The 21,048-nt window shown below is 37.6% G+C and carries 13 protein-coding genes and 1 pseudogene; 6 read left to right on the plus strand and 8 right to left on the minus strand.

The annotated features are described in order from the left end of the window. A partial coding sequence (locus AC59IL_RS37470) for a hypothetical protein (protein ID WP_496557383.1) occupies positions 1 to 209 on the minus strand: 209 nt, incomplete at its 3' end. Between the two features lie 390 nt (positions 210 to 599). On the opposite strand from AC59IL_RS37470, the gene AC59IL_RS37475 reads away from it, so the two are divergent. The 6 genes and pseudogenes from AC59IL_RS37475 to AC59IL_RS37500 all read left to right on the plus strand — a co-directional run bounded on the left by AC59IL_RS37475 (position 600) and on the right by AC59IL_RS37500 (position 13,938). After that, positions 600 to 1,871 (plus strand): FecR family protein, encoded by a 1,272-nt coding sequence (locus AC59IL_RS37475; RefSeq protein WP_496557384.1) that lies wholly within the window; start codon positions 600 to 602, stop codon positions 1,869 to 1,871. 594 nt (positions 1,872 to 2,465) lie between these two features. Next, on the plus strand, positions 2,466 to 5,876 hold the full coding sequence (locus AC59IL_RS37480; protein ID WP_496557385.1) for a SusC/RagA family TonB-linked outer membrane protein: 3,411 nt from the start codon (positions 2,466 to 2,468) through the stop codon (positions 5,874 to 5,876). Positions 5,877 to 5,923: 47 nt separating this feature from the next. Next, entirely contained in the window at positions 5,924 to 7,375 is a 1,452-nt protein-coding gene (locus AC59IL_RS37485; protein WP_496557386.1) for a RagB/SusD family nutrient uptake outer membrane protein, read from the plus strand. A 319-nt stretch (positions 7,376 to 7,694) separates the two neighbouring features. Then, positions 7,695 to 8,213: pseudogene (locus tag AC59IL_RS37490) on the plus strand (IS66 family transposase); the annotation flags it as partial. Positions 8,214 to 9,035: 822 nt separating this feature from the next. Further along, on the plus strand, positions 9,036 to 10,703 hold the full coding sequence (locus AC59IL_RS37495) for a thioredoxin family protein (RefSeq protein ID WP_496557387.1): 1,668 nt from the start codon (positions 9,036 to 9,038) through the stop codon (positions 10,701 to 10,703). Positions 10,704 to 11,148: 445 nt separating this feature from the next. After that, positions 11,149 to 13,938: an alpha/beta hydrolase family protein gene (locus AC59IL_RS37500; RefSeq protein WP_496557388.1), complete on the plus strand. Its 2,790-nt coding sequence runs from the start codon at positions 11,149 to 11,151 to the stop codon at positions 13,936 to 13,938. Positions 13,939 to 14,871: 933 nt separating this feature from the next. Here AC59IL_RS37500 and AC59IL_RS37505 read toward each other — a convergent pair. The 7 genes from AC59IL_RS37505 to AC59IL_RS37535 form a co-directional block, all read right to left on the minus strand. Continuing rightward, positions 14,872 to 15,129, minus strand: coding sequence for a hypothetical protein (locus tag AC59IL_RS37505; RefSeq protein ID WP_496557389.1), 258 nt, complete (start codon positions 15,127 to 15,129; stop codon positions 14,872 to 14,874). A 293-nt stretch (positions 15,130 to 15,422) separates the two neighbouring features. Continuing rightward, a complete protein-coding gene (locus tag AC59IL_RS37510) occupies positions 15,423 to 15,917 on the minus strand; it encodes a TlpA family protein disulfide reductase (RefSeq protein WP_496557390.1) in 495 nt (164 codons plus the stop codon). 21 nt (positions 15,918 to 15,938) lie between these two features. After that, positions 15,939 to 17,492, minus strand: a complete 1,554-nt coding sequence (locus tag AC59IL_RS37515; RefSeq protein ID WP_496557391.1) for a hypothetical protein — start codon at positions 17,490 to 17,492, stop codon at positions 15,939 to 15,941. 63 nt (positions 17,493 to 17,555) lie between these two features. After that, positions 17,556 to 17,990 (minus strand): MauE/DoxX family redox-associated membrane protein, encoded by a 435-nt coding sequence (locus AC59IL_RS37520; RefSeq protein WP_496557392.1) that lies wholly within the window; start codon positions 17,988 to 17,990, stop codon positions 17,556 to 17,558. A gap of 4 nt (positions 17,991 to 17,994) precedes the next feature. Beyond that, on the minus strand, positions 17,995 to 19,548 hold the full coding sequence (locus tag AC59IL_RS37525; protein WP_496557393.1) for a hypothetical protein: 1,554 nt from the start codon (positions 19,546 to 19,548) through the stop codon (positions 17,995 to 17,997). A gap of 67 nt (positions 19,549 to 19,615) precedes the next feature. Next, positions 19,616 to 20,083, minus strand: coding sequence for a MauE/DoxX family redox-associated membrane protein (locus AC59IL_RS37530; protein ID WP_496557394.1), 468 nt, complete (start codon positions 20,081 to 20,083; stop codon positions 19,616 to 19,618). 83 nt (positions 20,084 to 20,166) lie between these two features. Continuing rightward, complete coding sequence (locus tag AC59IL_RS37535) at positions 20,167 to 21,033, minus strand: glycosyltransferase family 2 protein (RefSeq protein ID WP_496557395.1); 867 nt, start codon at positions 21,031 to 21,033, stop codon at positions 20,167 to 20,169. Positions 21,034 to 21,048: the final 15 nt, after the last annotated feature.

Raw genomic sequence — 21,048 nt, forward strand, 5'->3', positions numbered from 1 at the left:
ATAACTATTTTACTATCCATTGTTAAACTTCCCGGAGGGATACCCCTGATTGAACTAAAAAGATCCCTGACTTTAGCAATTATTTCCATTACATGAGTTGCCAATTCACTTACTGAAGCAAAAACTTCACTTACAAAAGAAAGAACTTCCCTTGCAGAGGTTGGAACTTCCCATGTAGAACCAAAAAGTTCACATGTTAAACCAACCATTCCCTTGCTGAAGCAATTAAGTTGGGCCTATTTAGTAAACTGTGGGGTCTATTTAATAATCTGTGTCGGAATGAAGGCGTGTAAGGCATCCGATGGATTTCTCGCGGGGTTTTACCTGTTGAACCATTCCCGCCTGAATTACGCAGCCGGGCAGGCATTAGATACCTTATATATTTCTTTCGCCTTCGCGCGAATTAAGGCTTTGACCGAAATTCCGCCTTGCATCAGCAAAAACCTGCAACTGATAAAAAATCCCATTTTCTTGAAAAAAAATGACCAACTGAGTGGGAATAAAAACATTTTTATTGTTTCTATAGATGTGGCAGGTTATCAGAATATGACGAAATGGTTAAGTAATTATGAATTTGTTTACCTCACACACAGACTGTTATGGATCCTAACGACCGGATTGCGGAGTTGATTGGCAAGCATGTAAACGGCACCATTTCGGAAACAGAAACCGAAGAGTTATCAGCGTGGGTCGAGTTATCTAATGAAAACCGCAGCTTCTTTGAACAGTATAACCATGAAGAATATATAAGCACCGAGCTTCGTAAGCTAACCGGTTACGATGTTACCGCGAACTGGGAAAAGCTGGTTGAAAGAGCCGGTATTCCCCGTTCCCGGCCGAAGGTGGTGAAGCTGAGGTGGGTTGTAACAGCAACAGCTGCCGCATTATTAATAGCAGCCTTGCTAACCTGGATCTTAATAACACCCAAACCAACTGAAACCACAAAAGAAACACCTGCTGAGGTAGCTTATAAAAATGATGTGCAGCCCGGTGGAGATCATGCCCGGTTAACCCTTGCCGATGGACGGGTAATAGTACTCGATAGTGTTTCGAACGGCGCGTTGATACAACAGGGCAATGTGAAGGTGATAAAGCTAAACGATGGAAAGCTCAGGTATGAAGTCGTCCCGATAGCTATCGGGAGGAAGTCAGAAGCCGGAAGCAACCCGCAGACGATAACCTTCAACACTTTGTCAACACCTAGAGGAGGCCAATATCAGTTAGTATTACCAGATGGAAGCAAAGTGTGGTTAAACGCAGCTTCCTCTATTAGATATCCGACCCTATTTGCAGGAAATGAAAGAAGTGTTGAAGTAACCGGCGAATTATATTTTGAAATAGAAAAGAACCCGAAGAAGCCGTTTAGAGTATACTTCCCTCAATCACCCTCAAGCGGTGGCAAGGGGATGATTGAGGTTTTAGGCACGCACTTCAACATCAATGCCTACAGCGATGAAGAAGCAGTAGAGGCTACCCTGCTCGAAGGCAAAATAAAAATCTCATCGGGTGATGAAGTAAAGGCTAAAACACCAATACAGCAGACTGCGAATAAATCACAAACCTTATTACCAGGCCAACAGGCTAAACTAACCGAAAACGGACAAATAAAAGTATCAAGCGATATAGATGTAGATGAAACGGTGGCATGGAAAGACGGGTATTTTCAGTTTCGCAATGCCGATATAGAAAGCATACTCAGACAGGTATCACGCTGGTACGATGTAAATATTCAGTACGAAAGCAAACCAACCGAAGGGTTAAGCGGAAGAATACCCCGGTCGGTACCAGTATCAAATTTATTACAGCTACTTGAAGCAACCGGCGGTGTGCATTTTGGGATAGACGGGAAAACGATAATTGTAAGAAAGTAGTAAGTAATAAGTTGTAAGTAAGTAAGATTAGCAGAAAACGAATAGTATTGGAACTGCGTGTAGCGAGTGCTAAGCAGTAACAGGAAATTCCAAAATTCGGTATCTATTCACCATTCACCATTCACAATCAAATACCAATCCAAAATTCCGACTATGAAAAACGGGAAGGGCAAATCACTTCTCTCACAATTATATCATAGCCGTTAAACTTATCCACCCTTAAACGGTTGTTGCCCTTGCTATATGAAGACGGCCATCCTTCGGGAGCCGCAAACTATGAATGATTGCTTCACGCTATTGTGCCATGCACAGCCTTTTCCTTACTGATATTTTCAGTTTTACATTTTATGGACCGGTTTAGTAAATAAACCGCAGAATGAATGATTGACTTTGAATCGTAGCTAAGTCATTGTTCCCTGTTATTTCGTCCGTACCCTTCATCCTGAGCGAAGCCTGCCCGACTATCGGCGGGTCGAAGGGATGGGTAAGGCCTGATCGAAGGGAATCCGTGCCTGTGAAAATATAATATAACCAAAGCAGCGCAAAAGCATTAAACGCATGCGAAACAACTCCACATTCATAACCATCGGCTGTATGCGCCAACAACCCGCAATGGGCGGGAAGAGCTGCGTCAGCAAAAAACTGCCAATTATGAGAGAATTTCAACACCCCTTACGACACGGGACCAGTCCTGGCCGGTTCCGTTGTTTTACGACTCTTTTGACTCTATGCTTACTAACCGTATTAAACACTCCTATAGCATATGCCGGTGGCGACACCCAAACCATAAATCTCAATGTACAAAACGCCCCGCTCGAAAAAGTTTTTTCAGAAATCGAAAAACAAACGCACTACAGCTTTTTGTACATGCAAAGCCTGATACAAAAGGCCAAACACGTTACCGTTAAGATCAACAACGCCAGCCTCGAAAAAGTGCTGGAGATCTGCTTCAAAGACCAGCCGCAACTAACGTACAGCATTATGGATAAAGTGGTGGTGGTGAAGCCGAAGGAAAAGAGGGTGAGTGAAGTGGAGGGGCCGGCTCAGCCTGTACAGGATCCAATTGACATTTCGGGTCGCGTATTCGACGATCAAGGCAATCCGTTAGCGGGGGCTAATGTGAAGGTGAAAGGCAGTAGCCAGGGGGTTACTACTGATATAGATGGGAAATTTACTTTAAAAAATGTTTCTGAAAATGCAGTGTTGGAAGTGTCTTACGTTGGGCATGAGTCTCAGTTGATTTCCATAAAGGGAAAAAATTCGCTAATGGTGAGTTTGCAGCCTTCTAAAACATCTCTATTGGATGAAACGGTGGTGATTGCGTATGGGACGACGACGAAGAGGTTGAGTACAGGGAATGTGAGTAGTGTTAAATCGAGTGATATAGAAAAGCAGCCGGTGAATAATCCGTTGCTGGCACTGGAGGGACGGGTACCCGGTTTGTTTATTACCCAGGCCTCAGGGTTACCTGGTAGTGGCTTAACCGTACAGCTGCAAGGACAAAACAGCATTGGAAAAGGAAACGACCCTCTATACGTGATTGATGGAGTACCGTACAACGGTACGCTTTTGCCTGGCTTGGGAAATATTTTAGGATATTCTGGAGGAAATATTTCATATGGTAACCCATTTAGCTTTATAAACCCTGCCGACGTTGAGTCTATTGAGGTATTAAAAGATGCTGACGCAACGGCTATTTATGGATCACGAGCTGCTAATGGAGCAATTTTGATTACAACCAAAAAAGGAAAAGCAGGACAAACGAAGGTAGCTATCAATGCTCAAAGTGGTTGGGGGAAAGTTACGCATAAGCTGGACCTTTTAAATACTCAGCAGTATCTACAAATGCGTCATGAAGCAAAAGCAAATGATAATGCATCATTAGGTTTTTATGACTATGACATTAACGGTACATGGGATACCACCCGGTATACTGATTGGCAAAAGGAATTAATAGGAGGTACAGCTCATTACAACGATGTTCAAACTACTGTTTCTGGAGGTAATGCTAATACACAATTTTTGCTAGGCGCGGGTTATCATAAAGAGACAACTGTATTTCCAGGTAATTTTGCCGACCGCAAAGGATCTTTACATTTCAGCATTAATAATGTTTCTGCTAATCAAAAATTCCGTACGCAATTATCTGGCAGCTATTTAGCTGACAATAACAAATTATTTAGCGAAGACTTAACACTCAGCGCTATTCAGCTCCCGCCGGACGCTCCCGCGCTTTACAATACCGATGGAACGCTTAACTGGATGCCAAACTCTTCTGGTCGCAGTACCTGGACAAATCCCCTTGCAATCCTTTATAATACATATCAAAATAAAACTAACAATTTGGTTAGTAATGCAACACTTAGTTATGAAGTTTTGCCGGGTCTTGATATCCGGAGTAGTTTCGGTTATACGAATCTTCAGTCCAACGAAACTGTACTTGTTCCGCTAATTTATCGTGCACCGGAATTGCGGCCCTTATATGGTAATCTCGGTAGAGGTGCATTATATGGAAACAATAACATAACGACTTGGATAATTGAACCACAAGCTAGGATTAAAAAAAATATATGGAAGGGAAGAATGGAAGCGTTAATTGGAACTACAATACAACAAACCACTAGTAACGGTCAACAAATACGAGGCATATCGTATAATAGTGATTTAATCCTTGCCGACATCAACTCAGCATCGATTCTGAGAGTAAATTCAACAATTTCTTCTGTCTACAAATACACTGCATTATTTGGTAGAGTAAGTTATAATTGGCAAGAAAAATATTTGGTTAATCTCTCTTCTCGTAGAGATGGCAGCAGTCGTTTCGGACAAGCAAATCAGTTCCATAATTTTGGCGCTGTGGGTGCGGGATGGATATTTAGCAACGAAAAATTTAGCAAAAAGAATTTATCTTTTGTCAGTTTTGGTAAAATAAGAGGCAGCTATGGCACAACAGGCAATGACCAGATCGGTGATTACCAATTCCTAAATTTATATAGTCCTATAAAACCAGATGTTCCATACCAAGGTGCAACAGGACTAGCACCAAACAACCTTCCAAACCCATATTTAAAATGGGAGGAGACCAGAAAATTACAAATTGGCTTAGATCTGGGATTTTTAAGAGATAGAGTTTTGTTTACTTCGAATTTTGTTAAAAATCGTTCGTCTAATCAACTATTAGGATATGCCCTTCCCTCTATTACGGGTTTTGGATTCATAATAGAAAATTTTCCTGCAACAGTTCAAAATACTGCTTGGGAATTTATGCTTAATACAATTAATTTAAAAGGAAAAGAATTTAGTTGGTCAAGCAGCTTTAATTTAACTCTGCCCAAAAATAAATTAGTTGAATTTCCCAATCTTGCAACGTCGAGTTATGCTCAATCATTAATAGTTGGACAACCACTATTTGCGATAAAAGCATTTCATTTTCTTGGTGTTGACCAATTAACTGGAAAATATCAGGTCACAGATGCACATGGAAATGCAACATCCTCCCCAAATGATCCTGCTGATAAGACTGTTCTCATTAATCCCTTTCCCAAGTACTATGGAGGATTTCAAAATGATTTTCACTATAAAGGATTTGATTTACAAGTATTTTTCCAATTCGTAAAACAAAAAGGGCAGAATTATTTTTTTGGTATCTTACCTGGAACTTTTGGCAACCAACCTACTTCAGTGCTTAACCGCTGGCAAAAATCCGGCGACATCACTGATATTCAAAAATACAATTCTGATTATAGTTTGTCTGGTAACGCAGCATCTAATAGTGATGCAGCTTGGACTGACGCGTCTTATATACGGTTCAAAAACATTTCATTGTCTTGGCAATTACCGGAGTCTTGGAAGAGAAACGTCCACTTGCAAAAGTGTAAATTATATATACAAGGACAAAATTTATTGACGATAACAAATTTTTACGGACTTGATCCTGAGACTAGAAGTACAAATTCACTTCCTCCTTTAAAAATATTGACGATCGGCTTGCAATTAGAATTGTAATGCCAGAAAAACTTGGATATTTTATTTGACATGAAAATTTAATAATCATGCGTGGAATAAATAGCACACCTAAAATAAGAATTTATATAAGTGTTTTTCTTATCACTTTAAGTTTAACTGGTTGTAAAAAGCTCATTGAAACAAACGCACCAGTTACAAGCACCAATGCAGCCAATGTGTATGCAAGTGATATCACAGCTGCTGCTGTGTTGACTGGTGTTTATATAAAAATAAGTTCAAACAACTTTGCAGCGGGAGGATTTACTTCCCTCACCTTATATACTGCTTTATCTGCAGACGAATTAACGCTTTGGAGCGGATCAACTGATGCGAAATATACTGCTTATTACAAAAACAATTTATCTACATCGGTAGCAGGTTCGGACTCATGGTATAATATTTATCCATTCATTTTCATTTGCAATTCGGCGATTGAAGGAGTTAATAAATCATCTTCGTTGACACCTGCTGTAAAACAACAATTACTTGGAGAAGCAAAATTCATGCGAGCTTTTTTTTACTTCTATCTTGTAACATTGTATGGAGATGCGCCTTTAGCATTAAGCACTGATTATACTGTAAATTCGAGGCTTGCGCGTGCACCAAAATCTCAAGTTTATCTACAGATAATTGAGGATCTTAAAGATGCTCAAAGTCTTTTAAGTTCCAATTATTTAAAAGCTGATGCGTTAACGGCGACAACTGAAAGAGTAAGACCTACTAAATGGGCTGCAACAGCTTTATTGGCTCGAGCATATTTATTTAATGGTGATTATATAAATGCTGAAGCGCAAGCCACCACAGTTATTAATAACTCATCCATGTATAATTTAACAACCTTGAGCGATGCTTTTTTAAAAAACAGCAGCGAAGCAATATGGCAATTACAACCTGTAAACAGTGGCTGGAATACAGAGGATGCACGGACATTTATTATTCCGCCCAGTGGTTTAGATAATAGCAATCCTGTGAGCTTGAGCGATAACTTGCTAAATGCTTTCGAAACAGGAGATCACCGTAAGTTAGACTGGGTAAGTAGCGTTACGCCAACCCCTCCTGGAACAAGCACATATTATTACCCTTATAAATATAAAGAAGCGACGCCTGGTGCTTCTATAAGTGAATATTTAATGGTTTTAAGGTTAGCTGAACAATATTTGATAAGAGCAGAGTCAAGAGCCCAACAAGATAATATAAGCGGTGCTCAAAGTGATCTGAATATGATACGCAACAGAGCAGGACTTTCAAATACTACCGCTTCTGATAAAACCTCATTATTAGCGGCAATCTTACATGAACGACAAGTCGAGCTTTTTACCGAATGGGGGCATCGCTGGCTAGACTTGAAAAGAACGGGTAGCATGGATTCTGTAATGGGGACCCCTGGTGGAGTTTGCTCCGCCAAAGGTGGTTCATGGAGTACAAACTGGCAGTGGTATCCCATTCCTTCTTCTGAAATAGAGAGAGACAATAACCTAGTACAGAACTCTGGTTATTAAGTTGGCCTCTTGTTGATAGGAGTAAATAGACTGTAAAAAATATTGCCTGCCCCAAATGAATTATACATAAATGATTGTAAACGCCCGAGTAATTACAAATCAAAATAAACGCTATTAAAGAATAGTTTCGTTCTTTGACATATTGGTAACTAATCCTATGTTAGGCGATACTGGAGGCGAGCAATAAGACGAAAGAGCCAAAGAACACGGAGGGTTCTGTGAGGGATATAAGAGAGTAATCTGTGTATCTACTCGACAATACCTGCGAGGAAGAGGCAACAAACACGCAAGGCCGGTATTATGAGACTTCAAAGGATACCTTCACACGGATTGCTATAATGTGTATAAGCATTACGGAAGCATTCAGGGAGTAACGCACTTCAATTGTAATGCGCATGCCCGCAGGAAATTCCATGAAGCAAAGTTTACAGATCGCAAACGAGCTGAACATGCCATTGCTATATGGCAAATTATACAGCATAGAAGCTATTGTCGGGAACAAAACTTCAGCTTCGATCAACGTAAAGAAATAAGGCAGGAAAAACCGGTTCCGATCTTTAATGAGTTAGCTTCCTGGGTAAGAGAAGAAATACCTAAGCTAATCACGCTGAGAAGCCCGATTGGTAAAGCAACGGCTTATTTTTCTGAGCGAGAATAGCAACTCGGCATGTACCTGCATGATGGCATGTTGCTAATGGATACTAATCTTATCGAGAATACCATTCGGCCGATAGCTCTTGGCCGAAATATTTATACCTGTTCGCCGGATCCCACGATACCGCTCAAAATGCCGCCATTTTATATTCTTTGTTTGCGACTTGCAAACTCCATGATGTAAATGCTTTCCTTCCAGCCGGATTAAAGAGTTATTGCCACAAAACTGGTTTCAGGCTCTTTTAGAAGAAGCTGTCATCATTGAACCATAGTTATCAATAAGTATAGAAAATTCATTGACCCAAAGACTCTTTCCGGAGCCAGAAATTATAAATGTCATGGGCTGTTGTTGGTAAGAAGACACAAACAACGGTGGTCATAGCTACGCGATTCGAAAGGTTAGATTTTTCCAGGTATCGTATCTGTGTTTAGGTTAATCAAGTTCTTGTGACGCCCCATGAGCATAACTAATATAACTAAAACCATTAAATAATATGAAAATTATGCAAACAATTAAGAAAATCCATCAAGCCCTGGCTGTCAGCGTCCGAAGAAATGGATGCTGCTCTAAACATATTTAAAATAAAAAACCAACCAACCACAGGCTGATGCCTTTAGTTGGCCGGGTGATTACAAATGTCATTCTAGGCCTAGCGTATAGATTACGATAATTTAGAAAAGACGCAACAACGGTAGAACAATATTGTGGCGAGCCGATAAGTAATACAAAGTGTAAAGAAAGTTTTAAAATGAAAAGCCTACTAAAGGATAAGGGCTGGTACCTGTACTTAGGCGAGTGATTTACACTTAGTCTCATATAAGATGAATTACGGTTGCAGTTTGAAAATCGGTCTTACATAGTAACTAATAAGTGAGAAAATATTTAAAAAGTATGTATTGTATCTTAAATAGTATTCATAACAAAATGGTAGTAATTGGTTTGTGTGTTTCATGCTTTCTCAGTTGCTCGTTATCGACATTTTCGCAAGAAAAGAATTTTTCCGGTATGTGGATAATTGAAGATAGCAAAGTCTTGCAGGGCCCTGAATACGCGAATGGCGTTCCTTTAAAAATGAGGATTATCCAAGGAGTTGACTCCATTTCAATAGAAAGGGTGACTATAGGTCAAAATTCGGATATAGCTACGGTAAATGAGACAATTGCTTATGGTGGTCCTGCATTTGAAATTAAAAGCATAAAAAATAAAATAAAGGCGCATGCTATAAAATGGATTACAATTGGCCAGAGTTTTACAGAAACAATCACTTATACTCCCGAAAATGAAAATAACCCAGACCGCGTAATCACTTATAATTGGTCTTTGTCACAAGATCGTTCCAAGCTTAATTTGGTTAGGATTGACAAAAATTTATCCACCGAAGAGTCATGGTCAATGGAGGGTACCTATCATCGAAGTGATTTCGGCAACGGAATAAAATTTGAACAAGGATTGAACTGGCAACAAATAAAGGAAAAGGCTAAAAGGGAAAATAAATACATTTTTGTTGATTGCTATGCTTCCTGGTGCGGACCTTGTAAAAAAATGGATATTGCCGTTTATGCAAATGAAAACGTTGGTAATTATGTTAATGACAAGTTCGTTTCCCAAAAAATTCAATTGGATACTTCAGAAAGTGATAATGAGCAAGTTAAAAATTGGTACGCAGGTGCGAATGCAATTCAAAAGCAATATGATATATATATATTCCCCACATATCTTTTCTTTTCTCCAGATGGTAGGTTGATGCATAGAGATGTTGGCCAAAAAGATGTGAATTCTTTTATTTCACTTATTAATGAAGCTCTTGATTCTTGCAATCAGTTTTATACTTTATTGAATGAATATCGACTGAACAAGAATTATACTATAGCTCCATATTTAGCGTACACAGCAAGAACGTTTGATCAATCGCTGGCAGACACAATTGCAAGTGACTATATCGATAATTATTTATTGTCAGCCTCCCCAAAAAACATCTACTCAAGGGACGGTATTAAATTTATAATTTCATTTCCTGAATTGATGTGTTCTAAGAGTAAATCGTTTAAATTCTTTTACAATTATTCCAAGAAAATTAATAAGATTATGCAAACAAACGTTTTCTCTGAACGAATTGTAAATGATATAATATACAAGGAAGATGTTAATCCTTTGTACATCCTTGCCAGAAAAAATGGAATTGAACCTGATTGGGATAGTATCGATAATAATATTAAAAATCAATACAATGCAAAGTATGCAAAGTTGAGCGTTACGAAAGCTAAAGTGCTATGGTATGAGGGTACAAAAAATTGGAAAAATTATACTAAATATTTAATTCGTCAAGTTCAATTAACGGGAATTTCGAATTTGGATGTTTATATTCTGAATAATTATGCATGGTATGTGTTTTCGCATAGCAATAATAAACAAGAGTTACGAATAGCTCTTTCATGGAGTAAAAGATCTGTAGAAATTCTTCCCAAAGTAAACCCTATAAGGATTAATCATATGGACACTAAAGCGAACTTACTTTATAAATTGGGACGAAAAAAAGATGCAATAAATTTAGAGAAAAAAATTATTAAATTACTACCACAGTTTAAGGATGCTCAAGATGCGCTTGAAAAAATGCAAAATGGTGAGCCAACATGGGAAGTAGAAAAAAGAAATGAGGCGCCAAAAAAGTCTTAATATTAACGCCAATTTATTTCGTCGGAACAGTCGTTCGACAAAGTTTTAAATTTTATCGGTATGTCAAAGACGGTCAATAACACCAATAACAAAACTGAAGACCTTGTTATTTACATAATAGGCAATTGTCATTGTTCTAGAATTTTTGACATTATAGCTCGCCATGCGTTGTTTACAATAGTGTATTCTGAGGCACTTTAAAAATATAACAATTTTCCCCTATTTGAATAAGCAATAGTAGAAGCTAAAAAGATTACGAAAATGTGAATTTCGGAATGAAAAATAGATATTTTAGGTACTATCTGTTCCTACTAGACGACTATTTTGTAACTTAACATAGAATATCAAGCCTTTATATTTCAAGGTTAATAGAAGCGGAGCCAAGATATAGTACCCTCCTAATTCATTATTTGCAATAAAAACATTACACAAATATGCATTTGCCATGAAACGATTGATTTTATCCTTTATCTTTACCTTATCAATTACAATAGCCTTTTCTCAAAAAATCACCTCTGAATTAGACAAGCCTTGTATTGATACCTCCACGTTTCGAAGATGGACGTATATTGAAGGCGCTACAATAAGTAATGATGGAAAATTTGTATTTTACACGATAAATAACCAACCTGAAGGAGGCAAAACATTCATTTTACAAGACATCGGCTCTATTTGTAAAATCGAGCTGAGTAATGTAGATAACGCACTATTTACAAACGACAGCCGAAAGGTCATTTTTACAAAATCCCAAGACTCTCTAGGCATTATAGATCTCGGCAATTATGTTGTGAGTTATATATCAAATGTCGCTTCTTTTAAAATGCCGTTATATGGACAAAATGAAATACTCGCTTTTCAATTGAAAGGGGCTGATGATAAACTAATTGTTTATAACCTTGTGTCTAAAAAGCAAGATGTTTTTGCATCTGTAAAAAACTACCTTTTTAGTATCGATGGGAATGTGTTGTTACTCCAAAAAGAGGAAAAACTAAATAGTGCTTATAAACAAATTGTACAATGGGTGGATCTTTCCAGTGGAAGTATTACCCCAATATGGTACTCAAAAGACACCAACACTACAGCAAGTAATTTTGTTTTTGACAACAACTTTAATCAATTAGCCTTTGTAGTTCAGTGCAAGCAGGAAAATAGAAAAGATATAAACTCTTTCTGGTATTACAAACCTGGCAACGATACTTCAGTTTTATTGATTGCAGATCAATCATCACAAATAAGTAGTAATTTTCAATTAGATCGCATTACTGGCTTTAGTAAAGATGGAAAAAGATTATTTTTTTTATTAAAGGAAAGGGATTACCCTATGCCTAACCGAGATGCGATTAGATTTGACCTATGGAGCTATACCGATACAAAGTTGCAATCGCAGCAATTAAAAGAGTTATTACCTCGAAGCTATGCGGCAGTTGTGTATGTTGAAAATAAAATGGTAGCCCAATTGCAAATGGAGAATGATGCACCCGAAAGATGGCCACCTTTTTCTGATGAAAGAAGAGATGATATTGTATTAATTTCCCATACTGACGGAGATGTCAGCATGTCGGAATGGAATTGGAATCCAGCCTGCCGACGATCTGTCTATTTAGTGTTTGAAGATGGAACAAGGAAACTAATAAAGACACAAACATATTTTGGAAAGTACGGTAATACTTTTACTCTTTCGCCACAAGGGAAATATATTATCTACTACAACTCATTTCGGAAAAGCTTTTATTGTTACGAAATTGCCTCGGGGATAGATAGAAATATAACAAAAGATATTTCTGTCAATTGGGTAGACCCTGAAACAGAAATTCCTGCTTCTTATCTATCAGTAAGAGGTGTAGCCGGTTGGATGAGTGGAGATTCAGCAGTATTTATCTACGACCAACATGATATATGGCAAGTTGACTTGACAGGAAAAATACATGCCATTAATATTACAGGTGGCTATGGACAAAAACATAACATAGTATTCAATTTGGGAACCGATTATTCAAAAAAAGTTTACCATGAAAAGGATACGCTAATTTTGACTGCATTTAACAATAGTTCAAAAGAAAATGGATTTTATAAAAAGGTAGTAAGCGTACCGGGAGCTCCGGAATTATTAACTATGGGTCCATATATTTATTTTATTCCAAATAGTGTTTATGTACCTGATGACTCGCATTCACCTCCAATTAAAGCAAAGAACTCAAACGCATATGTTGTTAGACGAATGTGTTCTGATGAATCTCCTAATTATTACTTTACTACTGATTTTAGAACTTATAAACAGCTAAGTAATGTTCATCCTGAGAGAAATTTTATTTGGTTGAAATCTGAATTGCATAGTTGGAAGACCTTAGACAAGATTACTTCGCAGGGAATTTTATATAAGCCACAAAATTTTGATTCAAAGAAGAAATACCCTTTGATCATTTACTTTTATGATAAGATGTCTGATAGACTGAATGCATACTTTAAACCTTCATTTTCATATGGAGACCTAAACATACCATGGTTTGTAAGTAATGGCTACCTAGTATTTACACCGGATATTCATTATACAATCGGACAACCTGGACGAAGTGTTTACAACTCTATGGTGTCTGCAGTCGAATACTTGTCAAAAATGTCATTTGTAAACAATAAAAAGATTGGAATTAAAGGACATAGTTTTGGAGGATATGAAACAAATTATCTAATTACTCACACTAATCTATTTGCTGCCGCTTTTTCATCGTCAGGCTTTTCAGACTTGATAAGTAGTTATGGAGGATTATGGGGAGGAGGATATGGATGGGGAGAGTACTTGGAGTTGAGAGGCGGTAGAATAGGGGCAACGCTCTGGGAGCGAAAAGATTTGTATATCAAAAATTCTCCCATTTTTGAAGTTGATAAAATAACTACTCCTTTATTAATGATGAATAACAAGAATGACGGCGCTGTTCCATTTAATCAAGGTGTGGAGTTTTTTACGGCGTTGCGTCGCTTAGGAAAAAAAGTATGGATGTTACAATATGATGAAGGAGGGCATAGCGTATTTGGAAAAGAGTCAGAGGATTATACTATACGCATGACTCAATTTTTTGATCATTATCTGAAAGGGACTCCAGCGCCTAAATGGATGACTGAGGGAATACCAGCTAAAGTGAAAGGTATTAAAACCGGGCTTGAATTAAATGAAGATACCCAAGCACCTGGACCGGGTTTGCTATTAACACCGTCCGGACAAAAAAATCAAGAAAAGTAAGCGACTGAAAATAGATTTTACTTGCCATATATGCAGAAACGAAATACTTTCGAATTTTTCATCCATTTGAATATGTAATCGATAGGATTCTTTGGGAAACTAGGGCATTCGTAAACGCTGGGGAAAGTAAGGATGTGAATAGAATTTATTAAGTTATGCCTTTAATATTGAAATTAAGGAACAGAACCAGCATGGGTGGGTGACAAACAAAACAGCGCCGAGCGGAAAAATCGCCAATACTTGGATGAACAGGAAAAAATTGCCTAAGGTGATAGCATACTGTCAAGTAAATTGGCATAACAGAAAGTACTTTTTACAGTTGCAGGACAATCGTGTGTTCTGTGATTTTCAAGTGTCGAAGTGGTTGGTAGTAAGGCTATTTGTAAGCTATAGCTTTTTGCCTAGATCAGCAATGCCAAACTCTACAAGGAAGTGACAGGCGATTGGAACGGAACTGGAAGAGCACGTCATCAATGGAGATGTGTTTGTCTTTTTTAACCGGTATCGAACCTTGAGAAAAGTGATGCTAGACTCTTTTGAAATATACACTCATCATTGAACCATAGTTGCCAATATTTATTAACCGAGAAACATTTTAACCATTTAAAACTTGCTGGCTTGGGTTAGCACATGTAATTGGTCGGGTAATGTACTTATCATTCAATGCAAAAGGCTGTCTGTGGCTTACATGCAAGACTACTCTTTTAAATTTCTATTAGGTAACCTGTAAAAATAATAGTGGAAAGTGAGGCTTAATTTATAATATTTGCTAAAGGAGATTATTTTATATAGGATCTGAAAAGCAATTGCACCAACCTTAAAGCTGGTGCAATATGCAAATCTTACCATTTGAGGCTTTGTTTTCAACATAGAAGAAAGCCTCTTTTTAGCTTACGCCAAGATATTTAAACTTAGCTAGTATGCTACCACAACTTATTCTGGATCTGCAATTAAATTTACACCAGCACAACGAGCAGAGCTATTTGAAGCGGTGCTATATGTTGGAAAATTCGAACCCAGAATATCATCTTTCTTTGATTGAAATGTAGTTCCCGAAAGTGTGCAGAAATGATTGGCACTATTATCTTCATAATACCATGTATGATTGACATTTCTTACCTTAAAGGCCAATGCACCACCTACTATAGCGAGAACTGTAATAGCACTCAGCAAAACTTTTGCTTTTTTCATAATAATCGCTGCTTTTTTAATCAAAAAGCTAAACTTTAATTTTAAAAATTTGCCTACTCTTTTTTAGTGGTTTTCGGCTAATCCACATTAACTGCCACACCTAAAGCTATCCCTATTCAATAGCAAATGTTTTCCATGAACAGCTAAACTTTAGATGCTGAAATAACAGGCGGCCTTCGCCACCTTGTCCGTTGAATCTTTAGAGCAGACGGATCCTATCTACTCTTCGGCATCATTGGACATTTTGCAGGCCCTGCTTGCAAGTTCAAAGCCCGCGTGTAGTGCAGACATTTTTACTCAAGAGCAATGCTTTTAATTAGATCTACATTTCTTTTACCAACCAATACGTTTTTTAACCGTTTATTTTTATCGTATATAGCGATGTATGGGATAGCGGTTACTTTAAAATAATCTGCAAAATGGTTGGCAAAATCTTGCCCAATAATAATATTGGCATATTTTTTTAAATTATAATGGTCAGCATATTGTTTGATTAAGGTAATGGAGTCAATACTTAGAAAAATGAATCTGATATCTTTAAGTGCTGTTATTTCATCAACTATCTCTTTAGTTTGAGCCCGACAATAGGGGCATTGAGAACTGAAATAAAACAAAACGATGGGTTGTCCATGCAGCAAATTGTCTGTATTGAAGTGAGTTATACTATCTAACAACAAAACCTCAAATGATGGTAACACTTTCCCTTCTAATCCGGTTTTTGCAACTGGCCTACGGCCAAAGCAAGCGACTAAACCAATCATTAATACTATGCATAGTTTATTTTTCATAAAACGACCCTTTGTAATTATTTAAATTCGCGTCGCCAATTCTGACAATATCTCTTTAGATTTCTGTTGTCCCATTATTGGGGGTTGCGTAACCTGACTTAGTTGTACCAGAAATGATACTAGCAAGATATCTAACGTCAACGTTATGATCATTGGAAATAATTGATACCGTAATTCTATTGGCGCGGATAGCACGCTAAATAACAAATTGGAGAACCAAACCACTAACCACCACCATATTATGCGCTTATTATAAGGTGTACATTTTTTTAAACCACCTGAGACCACGAAGGACAGGAAACATACTATAAAGACCAGATTGATAATTGATAGGAATACAGGAAAATATTCAACTATTTTTATCTTTTTATTTTTATAATAGGTAAACACTTTATTATTTTTCCAGCCAAACCAGGCAACTGCTATCTGATCTACGGTGTCTTTTCCAATATTGTATGCACCTAGAAATCCTATCGGGGGAACATAATATTTAATTAGATTAGGCCATACGTAGTGTCTAATAAAGGAGCTGGGATGTTGCATAATCAGATAGAGCCCATATTCTCCGTACAAAGGGGCCATCGTTGCCCATTGTTTAAAGTATCGTGTATCAGTATCCTGCTTCCAATGATTACGCATATAATCTTTTAAAGGAGATTTCTCGTCCCATAAATAATATACAACTATATCATTTTCCGCTCTATCGGGTCTTACGATTAGATGACGAAGAGAATCTATATGCCGGTTTACAAGTGAATGTAGTTGGCGAAATTTTATGGGTACATTATTGGGATCAATTTGGGCAGCATAAGCATAGCCATACAAGGCATTGGATGCCAATTGCCAGCCACCAAAGGCCGAATACTGTGCTATGCCAGTAACTTTATGGTATTGATATAGGGTACGTCCTACAAAAGCGCACAAAAGAATTACAATTAAAGCAATACCACCCCACTTTAATCTTCCTCGGACGTTTGTAAATATTATTATAATACTGATTAAGGGATAATACAGACTGTTGTAGCGAACCATAAAAGTTGAAAGCAATACCACTGCATGAAGTACCAATAACCGCTTATTTGGCTTGAATATTATCAATAACAACTGGGTAAACCATACAACGCTTAATGATGTAAATAGAGCATCGCTCGAAACAAAATTGCTTATATGCAGTAGTAATGGGTTTAGCACACTGCTTGTGACTATGATTCGAAAAACCCACTTGTTTGGCCTTACCAAATAACAAACTGAAAATAAGAAATAAAGAAGACTACTTTGTAAAAGGATAAATTGTGTCAACACCAGTGCAAAATGAGAATTGGTAAAACTGCTTAGCAAACGTAAAAATTTAGAATAACCAATCGGCCACATATTTATTGTCTTGTTGTCAAATGCCGCCTCCATATATGAATTGGAATCTGGGGGCATGAAATTGGGCAAGGGATATAAAAACTTCAATAAAGCAAATTGTATCAATATCACTATGCCAGCAAAACACAACAACTTCTTATTCTCCAAATCCTTCCAATTCCATCGATTTGCAGGAATTGACGATATGTAATTTTGAAATGCCATGTTAGTTAATTTGTGGTTTACAAGTTCGTTACGAATTATGATTTGCTCCTTGCCGTTCGTTAATTACAGATACGCGATTTTTCTCTCATTTTTATTTTTTCTTTCGAGTTTAATTCCCACTGCTAATAGTACTATAAACATTGTATTGAAAATAATATGCTGGTACCAGGATAATTGTTCAAGGACGCCACCACAACTACAAGGAACATGTTTGTTGAAAATCAGTATTGCAATTATATAACCTGTAAACAATAGCATTAGTATAAAGGAGACATACAATCCTTTTAACCGCCACAAGGGAATGAATAATATTATGGCTATCAGAATTCCTAATTTTGGCAACCAAGTAGCTATATAGGGAGCAAAAGGTTCTTGCAACGGAGACGTGGAAATTTGTTCTTTGAAAACTATTTTGTCAAGTATTCTGCTTATGCCAGTATACAAGAACAGTATCTGAAATAATATTGCAATGACTTCTGTGACTGTTTCTCTTTTCATAGTGTTATTGCATATTTAATGATGTTATCTTGTTTACGACTATTGACTTTTGAGCCCTCTGCTCTACCTTTAAACTTGCCTTTTTCCATAACCAATCCACTAATAATAAAGCAAAAGCTGTAGTAAGCAAAATTGGAAAAGTTTGGAATCGAATAGCAGCCGAGGATGCGAAAATGGTAAATACAGCATTTAGGAGCCAAACAGTACCACCCAACAACACACCTTTTTGAAATCGGTGATTTTGGTACCAATCATTCATGAGCAGGAAAGACAAGAGACCAAAAAACATTACCACGTTAATTACACCGGAAAGGATAGGATAAAAGTCTAATGTTTTCACCTTCAAATCTTTCATACGGGTAGTTACTTTAAGGCTTTTATATTTGAACCATATTTGAGCAACAAGCCCCACACTGTCCTTGCCCGAATTATAATGTTCCAAAAACTCTAGTGGTGGAGCGTAATACTTACTTGTATTAGGCCATATGTAATACTTCACATAATACCACGGATAATGTCTGATTATATAGGACCCATATTCCTTAAAGATTGGTCCCATTGAAGCCCATTTTTGAAACTCAGAGGTTATAGAATCGTTTTTAAATAGATCATCTCGATATTTAAATAGCGGCAAGCCTGGAGACCACATATAGTAGGTGCTAGCCATTATTGCTTCCACCGGGTTCTTTTTTACATCATGACTACTATCAAAGTAAGCACGGATCATATTGTCCAATACTTCAAATTTTGGTGGTACCGGTTTCCTGTCGGTGCTGTCGACATAACGGTAAGCATACATGGCGTTATTGGCCAACTGCCATCCACTGAAAGGGGAGTATTGCCAGACCCCAGTCAATTGACTATATTTATAACTAGTATATAACACAAACAATCCAACAAGCAATGTCCCCATGGCAATGCCCGTTAATTTTTTACGAAAGGATAAGCTTGATAATGCAAAAGCTCCGACCGAAATGAATGGATAGATCAAGGCATTATACCGAACGGTAAAAGCTATGAATAACACGACAGCATGAAATATAATGAGTCTGGTAGTTGGTTGGTATATAATCCATAACAATAAGGTAATCCAAGTGAGGCTAATGGCTACAAAAAAACAATCACTGCTAATTAGATTGGATAAGTGAAGAAATAGAGGATTTGATACGGAGAAACACAATAATATAATCTGTATTACCTTTTTGGGATTATAGAAGTAAAACAGGGTTAGCAAAAAGAAGAGAGAGCTGGTTTGAATCAATACGAATTGAAAACCTACGAGTACAAAATCAGAGCTACTAAACACACTAAACAGCCGAAGGAACCTGGAATAGCCTACCATATAGGTATTAATATCTAAATTCTGATATGCCGTTTTCAAATAAACAAACGAATCCCCATGTATAAAACTCGCATACGGATATAGATATTTGAAAATAGCAAACTGCACCGCAATAGCCACCCCTGCCAATATTAAAATAGTCTTATTCCGCTTGTTCTTAAACAAAAAGTCTTTAAATGATACTTCGTTTGCTGGTGTGATAGTTTGTGCATTCATATATTGAATGTTATGACGATTGAAGGCCTGTGCTTTAAATTTCGATTATATCTTTTGCAATTATTCTTTATCCGTGTGACATCTTAAATTCACTTTCTTCATTCCACTCTTTCCTCAATTCTTTTTTTTCCTTCTTTAATAGGATTATGGCCCACAGATTGAGCCCAATAAAGGCAGTATTAAACACAATATGCTGTTTCCAGGAAAGCAATTCTATAATACCCCCGCAACTGCAGGGCATTTCTTTACTAATACTAAACAGTGCAATTATGTACGCCGTAAATAGAATCATCAGTGCAAAACAGGCATACAATCCCTTCAATCTCCAGCGAGGTATAACAAGCATGAGCACCATTGCAAATTCTACCCAGGGTAATAATATGGCAACGGGTTTGGCAACAAATCCTAAAATAGGGGATACAGCGAGTTGCTCTTTAAATATGCTGTAATCCATTATTTTGGCAATGCCTGTGTACAGGAACAGGATGATGTTTAATACTGTGATGATTTCGATGATGGTGGTGCGCTTTGTCATATGGTCAATGGTGAATGGTCTATGGTGAATAAATGTCTCGATTCATACTCTTTTCCTTGGCACTTGCTAATTTCTAATAGCTTCTATCCCTCATGTACCAACAACTCTTTCCGTGTCTTTTTTACCAATACCTTGTTATTGAATAGTCCATATTTCAATATGCAATAAATAGCCCTAAATCCATCCTTCCACCCGATCTTTTTGCCTTCGGCGAAGGTGCGGCCGTAATAGCTGATACCTACTTCGTAGATGCGTATGTTAGGGACCATGCTTATTTTTTGAGTTACTTCCGGCTCAAACCCAAACCGTTTCTCTTCCAGCCAGATATTTTGAATGATAGATGTTCTAAACACTTTGTACCCGGTTTCCATATCTGTGAGGTTCAGGTTGCTGAACATATTACTCAGAAAGGTGAGCACCGCATTGCCTATCGAGTGCCAGAAGAAAAGGATCCGGTGCGGATTGCCGCCCATGAAACGCGATCCGTATACTACATCAGCATGTCCGTTGATGATGGGCTTTAGTAAGGTGTTGTACTCCATGGGATCGTATTCCAGGTCGGCATCCTGCACCAGCAGGTATTCACCGGTAGCACTGGCTATACCCGTATGTATAGCCGCCCCTTTGCCCTGGTTGGTTGCATGTTTAAGGTATTTGAGGTATTTGATAGTCAGATTGGGATTGTTGGTAGTATATTCATGCACCACCTGCTCGGTGCGGTCTTTTGAACAATCATTTACAATTATCACTTCTTTTTCAATATTATTTAGGAGTATCACTTCATTGATCTTGTCGAGCACTGTGCCGATGGTTCTTTCTTCGTTATAGGCAGGTATAATAATAGATAACCTTTTTATATCGGGCCGGCCGCTTTGGGTGTTGTTGCCGCTATGTTGTCCGTTTTGATTGTCGTTCTGTTGCGCCGGCGTGTTAACGAATACTGATTCCATAACAATAAGGTTTAA

It is taken from the genome of Niastella sp. sgz303648 (assembly GCF_059587045.1).